The organism is Serratia liquefaciens (assembly GCF_027594825.1).
GTDB lineage: Bacteria > Pseudomonadota > Gammaproteobacteria > Enterobacterales > Enterobacteriaceae > Serratia > Serratia liquefaciens_A.
This window is the reverse complement of the sequence record NZ_CP088930.1, coordinates 206,380-219,776: the sequence shown is the minus strand read 5'-3', so window position 1 is coordinate 219,776 and position 13,397 is coordinate 206,380. Positions and strand designations below refer to the sequence as shown.

The following is a 13,397-nucleotide window of genomic DNA, read 5'->3' as shown; positions in this document are numbered from 1 at the left end:
CATTAAGAGAAGGTTGCTCCCCCCTGGGGCATCGAAGCCGCGTGGAGCGTACGTCGGCCGAGAAGCACGATAACCGTCATCACAATTCCTGCAGCAATGGCGATGCCGAAACCTGCGCGTGCGCCATAAACGTCGATGACCAGCCCCGCCAGCGCGGCACCCAGCGCCACGCCGATGCTGATGCCGGTGGTCATCCATGTCAGCCCTTCGGTGAGCCTGGACGGTGGTACCAGAATAGTGCCAAGGTTCATCACTACTACCATGGTGGGAGCAAAGGACATGCCCGCCACGAAAATGGTTGCCATCAGGATGTAAACGTCCGCAGAAAGAAGCGGCAACACGGACGTTGCCGCCGTTAGCAGTACCCCAATAAAGAACTGACGCTCTATTGGCAAGGTCACCCTGATCGCGCCGAAAGCCAGACCGGCAACCATGGAACCGAGCGCGTAGGCTGCCAGGATCAAACTGGCGGCCGTCGGCCACCCTTGTGCGTTGGCGAAAGCGACTACCGCCACATCGATAGACCCGCCAATCACCCCCATGGCTAAAAGTGCCAGCACGATGGTGCCGAGGCCCGGGATACGCAAAGTCGAGCCGCGGTGCTCCGTGGTGTTTTTGATCACTTTGGGCGCCGTCTGTCGTTGCAGAAGAAAAGCCGTCACGCCAATCACCAGCAACACTATCGCGGCAAGGGGCCCGGCCTCGGCGGCAATGCCGGTGCTCAAGCCAATAGATAAAGGGGGGCCAATAACGAAGGTCAGCTCCGTCAGCACCGTATCCAGCGAGAAGGCGGTGTGGAGTTGCGGCTTACCCCGAAAAAGCTGTGTCCATCTCGCTCTTATCATCGCCGGCATGCTTGGCATAGTGCCGGCCAGCATGGCGAGGATACACAGCAACGGGACTGGGGCGCGCATATGCGCAGCGGTTATCAACGCCAGCAGCATGGTGATGCTGAACGCGGTGACCCAGGGAAGCACCCTGTTCTGGCCAAGCCGATCGACCAGCTTCGATACTTGCGGACCAATGAGCGCGTTCGCCAGCGTAAATATACCGGCTACCGCACCCGCCAACCAATAGTGACCGCTCTGCTGTACCAGCATGGTGATAATACCGATGCCGATCATCGCCTGCGGCAAACGGGCAACCGAGCTCGCAATCACTAACCCCCCTACGCCGGGCGTAGTCAGAAGTTCGCGATAGGGATTAGCCATAACATCTCCGGTTCGTCATTCGGCATCGTGGCGGGATATCCGTATCGATGCCTTGTGCCACAACAACAGCGCTGTGGATAAACGGAGCCACGGCGGCTCCGACTGTCATTTCAGTCGGATCATATTGGTTGAAAAAAAAGGGAAGTAAAGGCCGATGTTATTGCCCGGAGAGTTTCCGGGCACAAGGCTATCCAAGGGTTTCCCTGGCAGGGTTCGGGCATCGGGCCCTATTGGCGGGATAAGTACTCTTCCAGCACCAGCGGATAACCTTCGCCGCTCGGCTCAACCGGGGTATCGGCAAACGCGCTGGCTTCGGCAACCCATTTGCGCTGCGGCGGCAGCCCCCAGGGCAGCAGCTGCTGGCGCTGATCGGGTGCAAGAATATTGGTTTCCAGCTCAATATCGATTATCTGATAAGGGGTGTTGTGCAGCTCGATACGATGTCCGTCCGGATCCCGCAGATAAACATACAGGACGTGGCCCATACCGTGCCTGCCCGGCCCGCGTTCAATGCTGCTGCCGAAGCCCAGATTACCGGCAGTGTCGCAGGCACGCAGGATCTCTTGCGAATCGGGAATGGTATAACCGAAGTGATGCAGACGCGGGCCGGGGCCATGCAGGTACACCAGATCCTGCGTGTTGCCTTTGCGTTGTAAAAATGCGGCCCCCATTCCACCTTCATTAAAATAGATGTCTGTGGCGCGGAAGCCCAGCTTCGTCATGTAAAACTCTGCGGCCCGCTGCACGTGGGGAGTATGCAACTGGAAGTGATCCAGCCGTTGGGCGCTGCCGCCACGGTACAGATGCACCTGATGGTGCAAACGCGGCACCACGGGCATTGAGGCGCACAGTTCGATCAGCGTACCGGTCGGATCGGTGAAATGCAGGGTTCGCCCCTGAAAAGGCACTTCCACCCAACAGTTCTCCAACCCTTGGCGGTCGAAAAACAGCTTGGCCAACTCCAGATCTTTTTCACGAAAAACACGCAGGCCAACGCGTTCGCAGTGGGGCTCTGCCTTGCTGAGCTTGATAACCAGACTGTGGTGGCAAGCCTCTTCCAGCCCGCGCAAATAGAGCCGGTCCTCTTCCCGATGGGTCAGCACCATGCCGATCACCTGGGTGTAAAACAGTTCACTGGCGGCCAGATCACGCGAAGTCAGCACCAGATGGCTGGCGCGGGTAATGGAAAATGGCGGATCGTATTCGGTGAGGGGCAATGTGGTCATTGTGATTCCTTAGCGGGGCCGAGGCCCCGTTTCCGTGGGATTCAGTAGCACATGATGACGGATTTAAGTTCGGTATAGGACTCGATAAACGCGCTGCCGAACTCGCGGCCAATACCCGAGGCTTTCATCCCGCCGAACGGCACCGCCGGATCCATAATGGTGTGCGAATTTACCCACACCATCCCGGCTTCAATCCGCCGCATCAAATCCATCGCCTTGCTGAAATCATTGGTCCAGATACTGGCGGACAGGCCATAGGACGAATCATTCATCAAATGCATGAGTTGCTCTTCATCATCAAACGGCATAAAGCTCAGCACGCCGGCGAAGGCTTCTTCACGCATCAGCGGATCGTCCTGACCGGTGGCACGGATCACCGTCGGGGTCACATAGAACCCCTCTCCGTCCAGCACCGTACCGCCACTGAGGACCTGATCATGGCTGTGCGCCTGTTCAAACATTGCCTTGATGCGGTTAAAATGCGCCTGGTTAGCCAACGGACCGTACTGCGTGGCTTCGTCCATCGGCGAACCTATTTGCAACGCCTCTACCCGGGCGATGACCTGCTCGACAATCTCGTCGAAACGCGACGCATGAATATAAAAGCGTTCGGCAGAGGAACAGACCTGCCCCTGATGTACCAGCCCGGCGAGCATAATGCCGTCCACCGCTTTCTGGCTATCAACGTCGGCAAGAAACGCCGCCGGGTTTTTTCCCCCCAGCTCCAGGGTGATGCGGGTCAAATCGGCTTTTATCGCCGCCTGACCTATGGCGATACCGGCCGGAACCGAACCGGTGAAACTGACCTTATTGACCCGTGGATGCTCGATCAGCCACTGCCCCACCTGGCGTTCGCCATTGACCACGTTGAACACGCCCGTAGGCACCCCGGCCTGATGGGCCAACTGCGCCAAACGCAGCAGGGTCAAAGGTGCAAACTCACTGGGTTTGACCACGATGCAACACCCGGTGCACAAGGCGGCTGCAATTTTCCAAATGGCGATCATCACCGGGAAATTCCAGGGAATAATGGCCGCCACCACGCCGACCGGCTCGCGGTAAGTCATTGCGGTATATCGCTCGCCGTTGAAAGAAGGGATTGACGGTGCAAGGGTTTCACCGTGCAGTTTGGTGGCCCAACCGGCGTAATAACGAATGAAAACGCAGGTATGGTCAACCTCAAACAGCCTGGAAGAGCCGATCAGCTTGCCGTTGGTCAGGGTTTCTAACTGGGCGATCTCCTCTCTGTGGGCCTCGAGCAGATCGGCAAAGCGTAGCAGTATCTGCTGACGCTGGGCCGGCAGGCTTTGCCCCCATTCGCCCTTCAACGCCCGGTCAGCCGATTGCATCGCCTGCTCCACTTCGTCGGCCGTGGCGCAAGCCACACCGGCGATCGCCTGACCGTTGGCCGGATTGACCACCGGCAAGCGTTGTCCGCCCGCTGCCGGGATCAATTGTCCATCGATAAACTGCCCATGTTCCTGCGCCAGAAAGGCGGAAACCTGTGGAAGCACTTTGATATCAGCCATCGTAATCCACCTCGTTTGTCGGAAAAGAGTCCTTTAACGCCCTCAGGCGTCGTCAATCACTGGGTTACTCAGGGTACCGATGCCGGCAATCTCGACCTCCACCCGATCCCCTGCCTTCATCCAGACCGGTGGCTGTCGGAATGCGCCAACGCCACCTGGCGTACCGGTCACCAATACATCGCCCGGCAGCAGATCGGTAAATGCCGAGCAATACTCGATCAGCGCCGGGATCGAGAAAATCAGGTCATCGACACAGGCCTGTTGCATCACCTGCCCGTTGAGACGGGTTTCCAGCGTTAGCGCACGCGGATCGGGAATGTCGTCGGCACTGACCAGCCAGGGGCCAAAAGCCGCGGTGTGGCGGAAGTTTTTACCGGGGGTGAATTGCGAGCTGTGTCGCTGCCAGTCGCGCACGCTGCCGTCGTTGTAGCAGGCATAACCGGCGATATGCTGCATGGCATCGCGCTGGGCAATGCGGCGCCCTCCTTTGCCGATCACCACGGCCAGCTCGCCTTCATAGTCAAATTGAGTCGACTCCGGCGGAGCCAGCAGCGGCTGCTGATGCCCGATCTGCGAGGAAGGCAACCGCAAAAACAGCGTTGGCCTATCGGGCTCAGCACGGCCGGTTTCCAGCAGGTGCGGGCGGTAATTGAGCCCCACGCAGATAATTTTGTCCGGGTTGGGCACCGGCGGCAACCAACTGACCTCGCTGGCCCTCAGGGTGGCCGGCGCATTCACAAACGGCTGGAACACGTTAAAACTGCCGGCGGCTAGCGCGCTGCGCACGTCCGGATAAGGCAATGACAGGCTGCAGTCGACAATCTCGTCGTCTCCGCGCAACAGGCCATAGCCTGCACGCCCCTGGCTAATAAAACTGACGATCTTCATTTGGCCTCCGGGTGCGCTGCCTCGCCGTTGAATGCGGTGCTGTCGGCCTGTTTGATGATCCGCTGCACGGTGCTTTGGTAGTGCTGGCTGAGCAGTTCGACGGCGCGGTCGGCGTCGCGTGCCAGCACCGCATCCATGATGGCCTGATGCTCACCGTCGACATCCCGCGGTGCATCCATTCCTTCCAGCTCATAACCGAACCGCAGGCGGCGATAGCGCTCCGACTGGTCGAACAGCAAATCGGAAAAGCGCAGCATCCACGGCGAATTGCAGGCCATCAGCAGGCTGCGATGAAAGCTGTAATGGAGCTGGCTCCAGTTCGCCGAGTGGTCTTCGTCATCCATGCGTGGGCAGCGTGTCAGTCGGTGAAAAGCGGCGATAATCCCCGCTTCCCATTCGGCATCGCCGTTGGCAATCGCTAACCGCAATGCATGGGTTTCGATCAGTTGTCGATTGGCGGTAATGTCTTTCAGTTCGCTGAGCGACACCTCACTGGCACGAAAACCGCGTTGCTCGTGGGCGGTCACCAGCCCTTCCGTCACCAACCGCGACAGCGCCTCACGCACCAGCCCTGGGCTGATGTCCAGTTCAGCGGCGATATTGCCGATCACCAGTTTGCTGCCCGGCGAGTATTCACCGTTGATAATCCGACGACGGATCAGCGCCACGGCGGCACCGCTCAGGCTTTTGAAAGTACCGTTCTGCAATTGCAGGTTCTCTGTCTGTTTGCTGTTCATTCGCTGTTTTTCTCGTTGTACGGTTATAACAACGCTGGATAGGCGCCGCCGTCCAGGTGCATGTTTTGTCCGGTAATAAACCCGCTCAGGTCGCTGCACAGGTAAACGCAGGCGGCACCGAATTCGGCAGGCATGCCCATGCGTCCGGCGGGAATGGAGTCAATCTGGCGCTGACGCGCCTGCTCGAAGGTGATGCCGCTCTGTTTCATGGCCACCTGCGCCATCTGCTGCTGGCGAGGAGTATCAAAACGTTCCGGCAGCAGATTATTGATGGTGACGTTGTCGGCAATACATTCGCGGGATAGCCCTTTACAGGCGGCCGTCAGACCGGCGCGAGACGCAGCGGAAAGCGTCATGTGCGCACGCGGCGTACTGACCATGGCCGAGGTGATATTGATGATGCGACCAAATTTCCGCTCGCGCATCCCCGGCACCAAAGCACGGATCAACATCAGCGGTGCCAGTAAGTTCCCCTGCAGCGCCGACAGCCAGGTCTGCTCGTCAAACTCAAAGAAGTTCCCCGGCGGCGGCCCGGCATTATTGTTGACCAGAATATCCGCGTTTGGACAGGCGGCCAGCAAGGCCTCGCGCCCCTCCGGGCGGGTGATATCACCGGCGACGGTGAACACGCGCCCGCCGGTCTCCGCTTTCAGCCGCTGCTGTGCAGCCAGCAAGCGTTCCTCGTCACGGCCATTTATCCAAACGCTGACCCCTTCCCTGAGCAGCGCGGCGGCGCAGGCATAACCCAAGCCACTGCTGGAGGCGCATACCAGAGCGCGTTTATCAGCCAGTTTCACATCCATAACCGTTTTCTCCTTCTTGCGAGGCAGCCCATGACTGAGCCGTGCGATGTTGCATAAATGTCATGCTATCGACAAAAAATAGTGACATCAACAAAAAATATTCTTTATATTAAAAAATATATTTTTTCTTCCATCGCAATATTTCCCCCTCATCTGCACGGAGAGAGCATGAAAGAGAATGAAAGGTACGACTACATTGTGGTCGGCGGTGGTTCTGCCGGTTGCGTGGTTGCCGGTTTGCTGGCGGAAAGAACCTCGGCGCGCATTTTGCTGCTGGAGGCCGGGCCGGAAGACAAAGGCCTGTTTATCCGTATGCCGGCCGGATTTCCGGAAATTGTCGGTAAACTGGTCTGGCCCTATCAAAGCGATGCCGAACCCCATATGGGCAACCGGGCGATAGGCATTCCACAAGGGCGAGTGCTGGGCGGCGGCAGCTCGGTGAACGGGCAGCTCTATGTCCGTGGCCATGCCCAGGATTATGACGACTGGGAAACGCAGGAAGGGTGTACCGGCTGGGGCTATCGCGATGTACTGCCCTACTTTATCAGGTCGGAATGCAACCAGAGCCTGCACGACGACTATCACGGCGATAGCGGTCACCTGAAAGTCAGCGACTCCGGCTATCGCCATCCGCTCAGCTACGCCATCGTTAAAGCCGGTCAGGAACTGGGCTATCCCTATCTCAATGACTTTAACGGCGCCAGCCAGCAAGGCATCGGCTTCTACCAAACCACTACCTATCAGGGGCATCGCTGCAGCACCTCGGTGGCCTATCTGGCGCCGGTGCGCCAACACGCGAATCTCCAGGTGATGACCGGCGTCCTGGTTGAACGCCTGTTGCTGGAACAGGATCGTGCCACCGGCGTGGTATTTACCGACGCCGAGGGGAAACGCCAACAGGCGCTGGCCAGCCGGGAAGTGGTGTTATGCGCCGGCGCCATCGGTACGCCAAAACTGTTGATGCTGTCCGGCATCGGCCCGGCAGAGCATCTGCGCGAAGTCGGCATCAAACTCCAGGTCGACAGCCCTCTGGTCGGCCAACGCCTGCAGGATCACCTGCATTTTTCGGTGATTGCCAGCCTGCGAAAGCCGATTAGCCTGCTCGGGCAAGACAAAGGCCTGAAGGCGTTGGCGAACGGACTGGAATGGCTGCTGTTCAAACGCGGTATCTGCGCCTCCAACCTGCTGGAATGCGGCGGTTTTTTCGCCACCGGCGACGACGATCGGCCAGATGTGCAACTGATGGGACTGGCGGCGTCGGATAACGTCGACGACAAGGGAAAACAGGCGCAAAACCAACATGCCTTATCCCTCAAGTTGGCGCACCTGCGGCCACTGGCGCAGGGGGAAGTCCGGTTACGTGACGGTAATCCTCGTTCATTACCGCAGATCAGCCTCAATTACATGGGCACCCCGGAGGATGTCGCAGCGCAGGTCAGAGCGGTACGCCTGGGCTTGCAGCTGTTCCAGGCCCCCGCGTTGGCGTCACTGATTGACCGGGTTCTGTTGCCCGCGCCGAATTTGAACAGCGATGAACAGCTGGCGTCGTTCGTGCGTGAGCATGGCAAAACCGAGTATCACCCTACCGGTACCTGCCGCATGGGGGCAGATCCCGCGACTTCCGTGGTGGATCTGGCACTCCGCCTGCGCGGCGTGGCGGGAGTGCGCATCGCTGATGCATCTATTTTCCCGCGTATCCCGGCGGGCAATACCAATGCACCGACTATCATGGTGGCAGAGCGCGCAGTTGATTTGATGCTGGCCACTTCTCAGGAGCAGGAACATGCATAAAAAACTCACCTTGACCTTTGATAACGGTCCCCATCCCCAGGGGACTCCGCTGGTGCTGAAAACGCTGAAGGAGTTCCGAATTTTGGCCAACTTCTTCCCTATCGGCGAGAAGATCTCCGCGCCTGGCGGTGAAGCCCTGGTTAAATCGGTGAAGGACGCCGGGCACCGGGTCGGCATTCATACCCTGACCCACTCTTTGCCACTGGGGCTGGGGGCTCCGGGGTTCGCTCGGCACGAAATTACCGAAGGCCAAGCCCGACTAGGCCAATACGCCGAGTCGCCGCCGCTGTTTCGCCCCTATGCCGGCAAAGGGATCCTCGGACCGCACGTGTTGAATCAGGAAGCGGTTGAGGTGCTGCAACAGCAAGGGTTCAGCCTGGTGCTGTGGAACTCGGTACCGCGGGATTGGGAACTGCCAACCGACGCCTGGGTGGCGCGCGCGCTGGAAGATATCGCCAATCAGCCCTGGACGGTGATGGTGTTGCACGATGCCCGACCCGAAGCGATGGAGCATCTGGCGCATTTTATTGAAAAAGCGGTGCTGATGGACGTGGAAATCACGCAGCAGCTGCCCGATTGGGTAATGCCGATGCAGGCGGGCCAGATCCGGCATCCCTTTTCTGAGTTGATCGCCCCTGCGGCGGAGTAACCGGCAACGACAAGGAGAATCTCTATGCAACAAGAAAACGTGATAGGTGAATTCCGCTATCAACAATATGCGGTCAAGCTGCCGTCGCTGCACGATAACCGCGAACAACATCGGCACCGGGTGGTGATTGTCGGCGGTGGGCCGGTGGGCTTATCGCTGGCGCTGGCATTGGCGAAACAAGGCATCGCTTCTTTGATGGTGGAGAATGATACCCAGGTCTGCACCGGCAGCCGGGCGGCGTGCATCTCCCGCCGCAGCCTGGAGATCCTCGACAAGCTGGGGCTGGCAGACACCTTTGTCGGCAAGGGCCTGGCCTGGACCCGTGGCCGCAGCTTTTATCAGGGCGAGATGGTGATGCAGTTCGACATGTTGCTGGATGACAACCAGCAGTTTCCGGCAATGATCAACCTGCAGCAGTACTATATCGAGCAATTTCTGCTGGATGAGGTGCTGCGCCATGATGATCTGATCGAACTGCGCTGGGGTACCGAACTGCAGAGCCTGGTACATCATGACAATGGCGTGACATTGTCACTCAATGCCGTCGGCGTAGACTACCAGTTGGAGGCCGACTGGGTGATAGCCTGCGACGGCGGCCGCAGTCGGGTGCGGGAACAAATGGGCCTGCATCTGCAAGGGGACGTGCACCATGGACGCTTTGCCATCGTGGATATCGAGCTGGAAAGCGAAACTCCGGCAGAACGACGGGTGTGGTTTGAAACCGCCCTGCGCCCTGGCCCAATGTGGATGCACCGTCAGCCGGACAACATCTGGCGCATTGATTACCTGCTGGAAGACGGCGTCAGCGACGAAGAAGGCCTCAAGCCGGAAAACGTGCTGCCGGTGGTTGAGAGTTTTCTCGACATGGTCGGTGAAAAAGGAAAATGGCGTCCGATTTGGATCAGCATGTACAACGCCAAAGCGCTGTCGCTGGACAACTATCACCACGGGCGAGTGCTGTTCGTCGGCGATGCGGCGCACGTAGTGCCGATCTTCGGCGTACGTGGGCTTAACGGTGGGCTGGACGATGCCTATAACCTCGGCTGGAAGCTGGCCTACGTGCTGAAAGGGTTGGCGCCGCCGTCGCTATTGGCCAGTTACTCCAGCGAACGTCAGAAGGCCTGGCGTGAAAATGCCGGACAAGCCAGCCGCAGCGCCGAGTTTATGTGCCCGGCGACCCCAGCCGGCAACACGCTGCGTAATGCGGTACTGTCGCTGGCGGCGCGCCATCCGCAGTTTTCCACGCTGATCAATCCCCGTCAGACCCACAGCATCTGCTATGGGGATTCACCTTTAAATACCCCGACGGCAGCGGCTTGCGAGGTTCCCGGCCCCAAGCTCGGCGCGGTATTGCCGGAATTCCCTCTGTTACTGAACGGTGAGCCAAGCCACCTGACACAATTGCTGGATGCGCGACTGTTCACCCTGCTGCGCTTTCCGGCTCAGGACGGGACCGCCGCTGCAGAAATCAGCGAGCATCCGTTGCTGCGCGTGGTCACTGTGGGGCGACCTGGGCAACCGCAAACCGGCGCGGCCGGGTCGGTGGAAGATCCTGATGGGCAGGTGCATGCGGCCTACAGCGGCCCCGCCGGCGCGCTTTATCTGATTCGACCGGATGGGCACGTCTGCTGGCGCTGGACGCAGAGCGATGGTACGGACTTTGCCATCATCGAGCGGGCCATAATGCGGGCCAGCGGCTGGCAGAATGATAACCAAGGAGCAAAAAATGCAGGCTAAATTGACCGAACAGCAGCTCGATGAGCTGTACAGCCAGTTCTATCAGGCCGCCGAACCCTTTGCCGGCGAGTCCCTGGCGCTATTTTTGACTCGCCTTAACCTGCTGTTGCTGGACGCGTTGGCGGATGAAACGCTGGCGCGGGAGCTGATAGCCGAAGCCGCGCGCTTCAAGTACGACGCAGAGTAGCCCTGCATTCAGGCAACCGGCGGGGTATCCGTAAGTTTCTGGCCCGACGGTAACCTGGATTGCCGATAATACTCCGCGACAAAATCGACAAAACTGCGAATGTTAACCGGCAGATAGCGCCGGTTAACATAGACCACGTACAGCGAGCGGTGGCTCCAGGTGTAATCCCTCATCAACCTGATCAGCGCGCCGCTGGCTAACGCTTCTCTCACCACGAACTCCGGCTCAAGAATAATGCCTCTGCCCTCCAGCGCGCTGGCCAATAAGGCATCACCACTGTTGGCACGCAACGATCCGCATACCGGCACTTCGACCAGACGCCCCTCCTCATCCAGGTATTCCCATTGTTCCGCACGGGGCAACAGTGAATAGACCAGACAATTGTGCTCTCGCAACGCCTGTGGGGAATCCGGGGTGCCATGGTGTTTTAAATAGTCTGGCGACGCGCAGAGTATTCGGGGTATTTCACACAGCTTGCGCGCCACCAGAGACGAATCCGACAGATTGGCCACGCGGATCGCCACATCAATCCCCTGATCGATCAGGTTAACCAACTGGTCACTGAGGCAGAACTCCACCGCTACCCGCGGATAACGACGCTGATAACCTGCCACTATTGTTGCCAGTTCAGCCCGACAATAAGGGTGTGGCGCACTGATGCGCAAAGTGCCTGCGGGCTGACCCTGATTGCCCATATAGGCTTCCAACGCCTCGCATTCGCCGGTAATTCGCTGGCTGTATTCGTAACATTCCCGCCCGGCCTCCGTCAGCGTCATCGATCGCGTGGTCCGATGCAGCAAGCGCACGCCGAAATGCTGCTCCAGCTCGGCAATACTTTTGCTCACTCGTGGGCGCGAAAGATCAAGCGCTTCGGAAGCAGCCGTAAAATTGCCGCCTTTAACCACCGCATTGAATATGCGTAATGCATTCATCATGTCCACATTCAGATCCCTTCAGCATGCTGGTCGCTAGCACAATATACGTTATCCATTGGTGCCTGTTCGGCACCAGTGTGATACGGCAAGCCCTCTGTTTGTTCAGCCTGACCACAGCTAGTTTAGCTTTATCCCTCGAAAGAGGATCCCCACAGACTGAAACAAGGACTCCCTATGAGTAGCCAGACGAAAACTTTTGAACAATGGCAGCAGCAGGCAAACGCACTGCAAATCGAAGGGCGCGCCTATATTGACGGTCAGTATCAGGACTCTGCCGACGGCGCCACTTTTGCCGACACCAGCCCGATCGACGGTCGGCTGTTAGCGGCGATTGCCGACTGCGACGCCGCCACCGTGGATCGGGCCGTCGCAGCTGCGGCCCGCACGTTCGCGTCGGGCGTTTGGCGTGACCAGTCGCCATCGCTGCGCAAAGCCGCCCTGCTGCGTTTGGCCGATTTGGTTGGTCAGCATCAAGAAGAACTGGCGCTGCTGGAAAGTCTGGATACCGGTAAAACCATCCATGAGTCGCTGGATATGGATATGCAGGACGTGCAACTCGCACTGCGTTACTACGCCGAGGCGATCGACAAGATTGCCGGTGAAATCGCCCCTACCAGCGACAGCTTCCACGGCATGATCACCTACCAGGCCTTGGGCGTGGTGGCGGTGATGACGCCGTGGAACAACCCGCTGATGATTGCCTGCTGGAAGATTGCGCCGGCGCTGGCAATGGGTAACTCGGTGGTGTTCAAACCTTCTGAAAAAGCGCCGTTAACCGGCATTCGGCTGGCACAGCTGGCGCAACAGGCCGGTATCCCCGATGGCGTATTCAACGTGGTGACCGGCGGCGCTCAGGTCGGTCAGGCATTGGCGCTGCACCCCTCCGTGCGGGTGATGGCCTTTACCGGCTCCACCCAGGTGGCCAAACAACTGCTGATCTATGCCGGGCAGTCCAACATGAAACGCACCTACCTCGAAGGCGGCGGTAAGAACGCGCATATCATTTTTGCCGATACGCCGGATCTGGCACGTGCAGCACGTTTTGCCGCCTTGGGCTTTTGCGCCAATCAGGGTGCGGTCTGTGCTTCGGGGACTCGCCTGCTGGTGCAGGCATCCATCAAAGAGCAGTTTGTCGCGCTGCTGATTGAAGAGGTGAACCGCTGGAAGCCGGGGCATCCACTCGATCCCGCAACCATGATGGGGCCACTGATTGATGCCAGGCATCAGGCCAATGTCCTGCGTTATGTCGACTCCGCGCGTGATGAAGGCGCCAGCATCGTCTGTGGTGGCGATGCGGACGACAGCGTCGTGCCGGGCGGGCATTTCTTCTGGCCGACGGTGATCGACAACGCCACGCCGGCCATGACCGCCTCGCAAAACGAAATCTTCGGCCCGGTCGCTTCGGTCATCGCTTTTGAAGACGAAGAAGACGCCATTCGGTTGGCAAATGACAGCGAATACGGCTTAACCGCCGGATTCTGGACGCCGGATATCGCTAAAGTTCACCGCGTCGCCCGCCAACTGGAAGCGGGAACCGTCTGGGTCAATCACTTCCTGACCCGCGATATTCTCTCGCCTTTCGGCGGTTTCAAACAGTCAGGCATCGGCCGCGACCTGTCGTTACATGCGATGCGGCAATACGGCGAAATGAAAGCCACCTGGATTGCTCTGAAAGACGTCGACGCTCACTAAGCCCGCGCGTCC

12 protein-coding genes are annotated in these 13,397 nt (G+C 58.8%); 5 read left to right on the top strand and 7 right to left on the bottom strand.

From position 1 onward, the window contains the following. Positions 1-2: 2 nt before the first annotated feature. The 6 genes from LQ945_RS00965 to LQ945_RS00940 form a co-directional block, all read right to left on the bottom strand. Positions 3-1,211, bottom strand: a complete 1,209-nt coding sequence (locus tag LQ945_RS00965) for an MFS transporter (protein WP_269935609.1) — start codon at positions 1,209-1,211, stop codon at positions 3-5. A gap of 227 nt (positions 1,212-1,438) precedes the next feature. Then, entirely contained in the window at positions 1,439-2,437 is a 999-nt protein-coding gene (locus LQ945_RS00960; protein ID WP_269934648.1) for a VOC family protein, read from the bottom strand. Between the two features lie 41 nt (positions 2,438-2,478). Beyond that, positions 2,479-3,966, bottom strand: a complete 1,488-nt coding sequence (locus LQ945_RS00955; RefSeq protein WP_270102073.1) for an aldehyde dehydrogenase family protein — start codon at positions 3,964-3,966, stop codon at positions 2,479-2,481. Positions 3,967-4,008: 42 nt separating this feature from the next. Beyond that, positions 4,009-4,854 carry a fumarylacetoacetate hydrolase family protein gene (locus tag LQ945_RS00950; protein WP_270102072.1) on the bottom strand — a complete coding sequence of 282 codons (846 nt, stop codon included), beginning with the start codon at positions 4,852-4,854 and terminating at the stop codon, positions 4,009-4,011. Further along, positions 4,851-5,591 (bottom strand): GntR family transcriptional regulator, encoded by a 741-nt coding sequence (locus LQ945_RS00945; protein ID WP_044551114.1) that lies wholly within the window; start codon positions 5,589-5,591, stop codon positions 4,851-4,853. Before LQ945_RS00945 ends, LQ945_RS00950 begins: the two co-directional genes overlap by 4 nt. Before the next feature lie 23 nt (positions 5,592-5,614). Then, on the bottom strand, positions 5,615-6,394 hold the full coding sequence (locus LQ945_RS00940; protein ID WP_044551112.1) for an SDR family oxidoreductase: 780 nt from the start codon (positions 6,392-6,394) through the stop codon (positions 5,615-5,617). Between the two features lie 168 nt (positions 6,395-6,562). Between LQ945_RS00940 and LQ945_RS00935 the strand changes: the two genes are divergently transcribed. Genes LQ945_RS00935 through LQ945_RS00920 form a run of 4 tightly spaced genes read left to right on the top strand, consistent with a single transcriptional unit; the run spans position 6,563 to position 10,758 of the window. Further along, positions 6,563-8,185: a GMC family oxidoreductase gene (locus tag LQ945_RS00935; RefSeq protein WP_270102071.1), complete on the top strand. Its 1,623-nt coding sequence runs from the start codon at positions 6,563-6,565 to the stop codon at positions 8,183-8,185. Then, positions 8,178-8,834, top strand: a complete 657-nt coding sequence (locus LQ945_RS00930) for a polysaccharide deacetylase family protein (RefSeq protein WP_270102070.1) — start codon at positions 8,178-8,180, stop codon at positions 8,832-8,834. The genes LQ945_RS00935 and LQ945_RS00930 overlap by 8 nt, the downstream gene beginning before the upstream one ends. A 24-nt stretch (positions 8,835-8,858) precedes the next feature. Then, the gene (locus LQ945_RS00925; RefSeq protein WP_270102069.1) at positions 8,859-10,571 is read left to right on the top strand and encodes an FAD-dependent monooxygenase; all 1,713 of its coding nucleotides are present in this window, start codon (positions 8,859-8,861) and stop codon (positions 10,569-10,571) included. Further along, positions 10,561-10,758, top strand: coding sequence for a hypothetical protein (locus LQ945_RS00920; RefSeq protein ID WP_269934641.1), 198 nt, complete (start codon positions 10,561-10,563; stop codon positions 10,756-10,758). The genes LQ945_RS00925 and LQ945_RS00920 overlap by 11 nt, the downstream gene beginning before the upstream one ends. An 8-nt stretch (positions 10,759-10,766) precedes the next feature. Here LQ945_RS00920 and LQ945_RS00915 read toward each other — a convergent pair whose 3' ends face one another. Beyond that, positions 10,767-11,693 carry a LysR family transcriptional regulator gene (locus tag LQ945_RS00915; RefSeq protein WP_270102068.1) on the bottom strand — a complete coding sequence of 309 codons (927 nt, stop codon included), beginning with the start codon at positions 11,691-11,693 and terminating at the stop codon, positions 10,767-10,769. A gap of 174 nt (positions 11,694-11,867) precedes the next feature. On the opposite strand from LQ945_RS00915, the gene LQ945_RS00910 reads away from it, so the two are divergent. Beyond that, the gene (locus tag LQ945_RS00910; protein ID WP_270102067.1) at positions 11,868-13,385 is read left to right on the top strand and encodes an aldehyde dehydrogenase family protein; all 1,518 of its coding nucleotides are present in this window, start codon (positions 11,868-11,870) and stop codon (positions 13,383-13,385) included. The last annotated feature ends 12 nt before the right edge of the window (positions 13,386-13,397 follow it).

Bases quoted from the DNA above. Each gene is read 5' to 3' on its own strand.
- LQ945_RS00915 (WP_270102068.1), bottom strand. From the start codon at position 11,693: ATGATGAATGCATTACGCATATTCAATGCGGTGGTTAAAGGCGGCAAT.
- LQ945_RS00955 (WP_270102073.1), bottom strand. From the start codon at position 3,966: ATGGCTGATATCAAAGTGCTTCCACAGGTTTCCGCCTTTCTGGCGCAG.
- LQ945_RS00945 (WP_044551114.1), bottom strand. From the start codon at position 5,591: ATGAACAGCAAACAGACAGAGAACCTGCAATTGCAGAACGGTACTTTC.
- LQ945_RS00910 (WP_270102067.1), top strand. From the start codon at position 11,868: ATGAGTAGCCAGACGAAAACTTTTGAACAATGGCAGCAGCAGGCAAAC.
- LQ945_RS00965 (WP_269935609.1), bottom strand. From the start codon at position 1,211: ATGGCTAATCCCTATCGCGAACTTCTGACTACGCCCGGCGTAGGGGGG.
- LQ945_RS00960 (WP_269934648.1), bottom strand. From the start codon at position 2,437: ATGACCACATTGCCCCTCACCGAATACGATCCGCCATTTTCCATTACC.
- LQ945_RS00935 (WP_270102071.1), top strand. From the start codon at position 6,563: ATGAAAGAGAATGAAAGGTACGACTACATTGTGGTCGGCGGTGGTTCT.
- LQ945_RS00950 (WP_270102072.1), bottom strand. From the start codon at position 4,854: ATGAAGATCGTCAGTTTTATTAGCCAGGGGCGTGCAGGCTATGGCCTG.
- LQ945_RS00940 (WP_044551112.1), bottom strand. From the start codon at position 6,394: ATGGATGTGAAACTGGCTGATAAACGCGCTCTGGTATGCGCCTCCAGC.
- LQ945_RS00920 (WP_269934641.1), top strand. From the start codon at position 10,561: ATGCAGGCTAAATTGACCGAACAGCAGCTCGATGAGCTGTACAGCCAG.
- LQ945_RS00930 (WP_270102070.1), top strand. From the start codon at position 8,178: ATGCATAAAAAACTCACCTTGACCTTTGATAACGGTCCCCATCCCCAG.
- LQ945_RS00925 (WP_270102069.1), top strand. From the start codon at position 8,859: ATGCAACAAGAAAACGTGATAGGTGAATTCCGCTATCAACAATATGCG.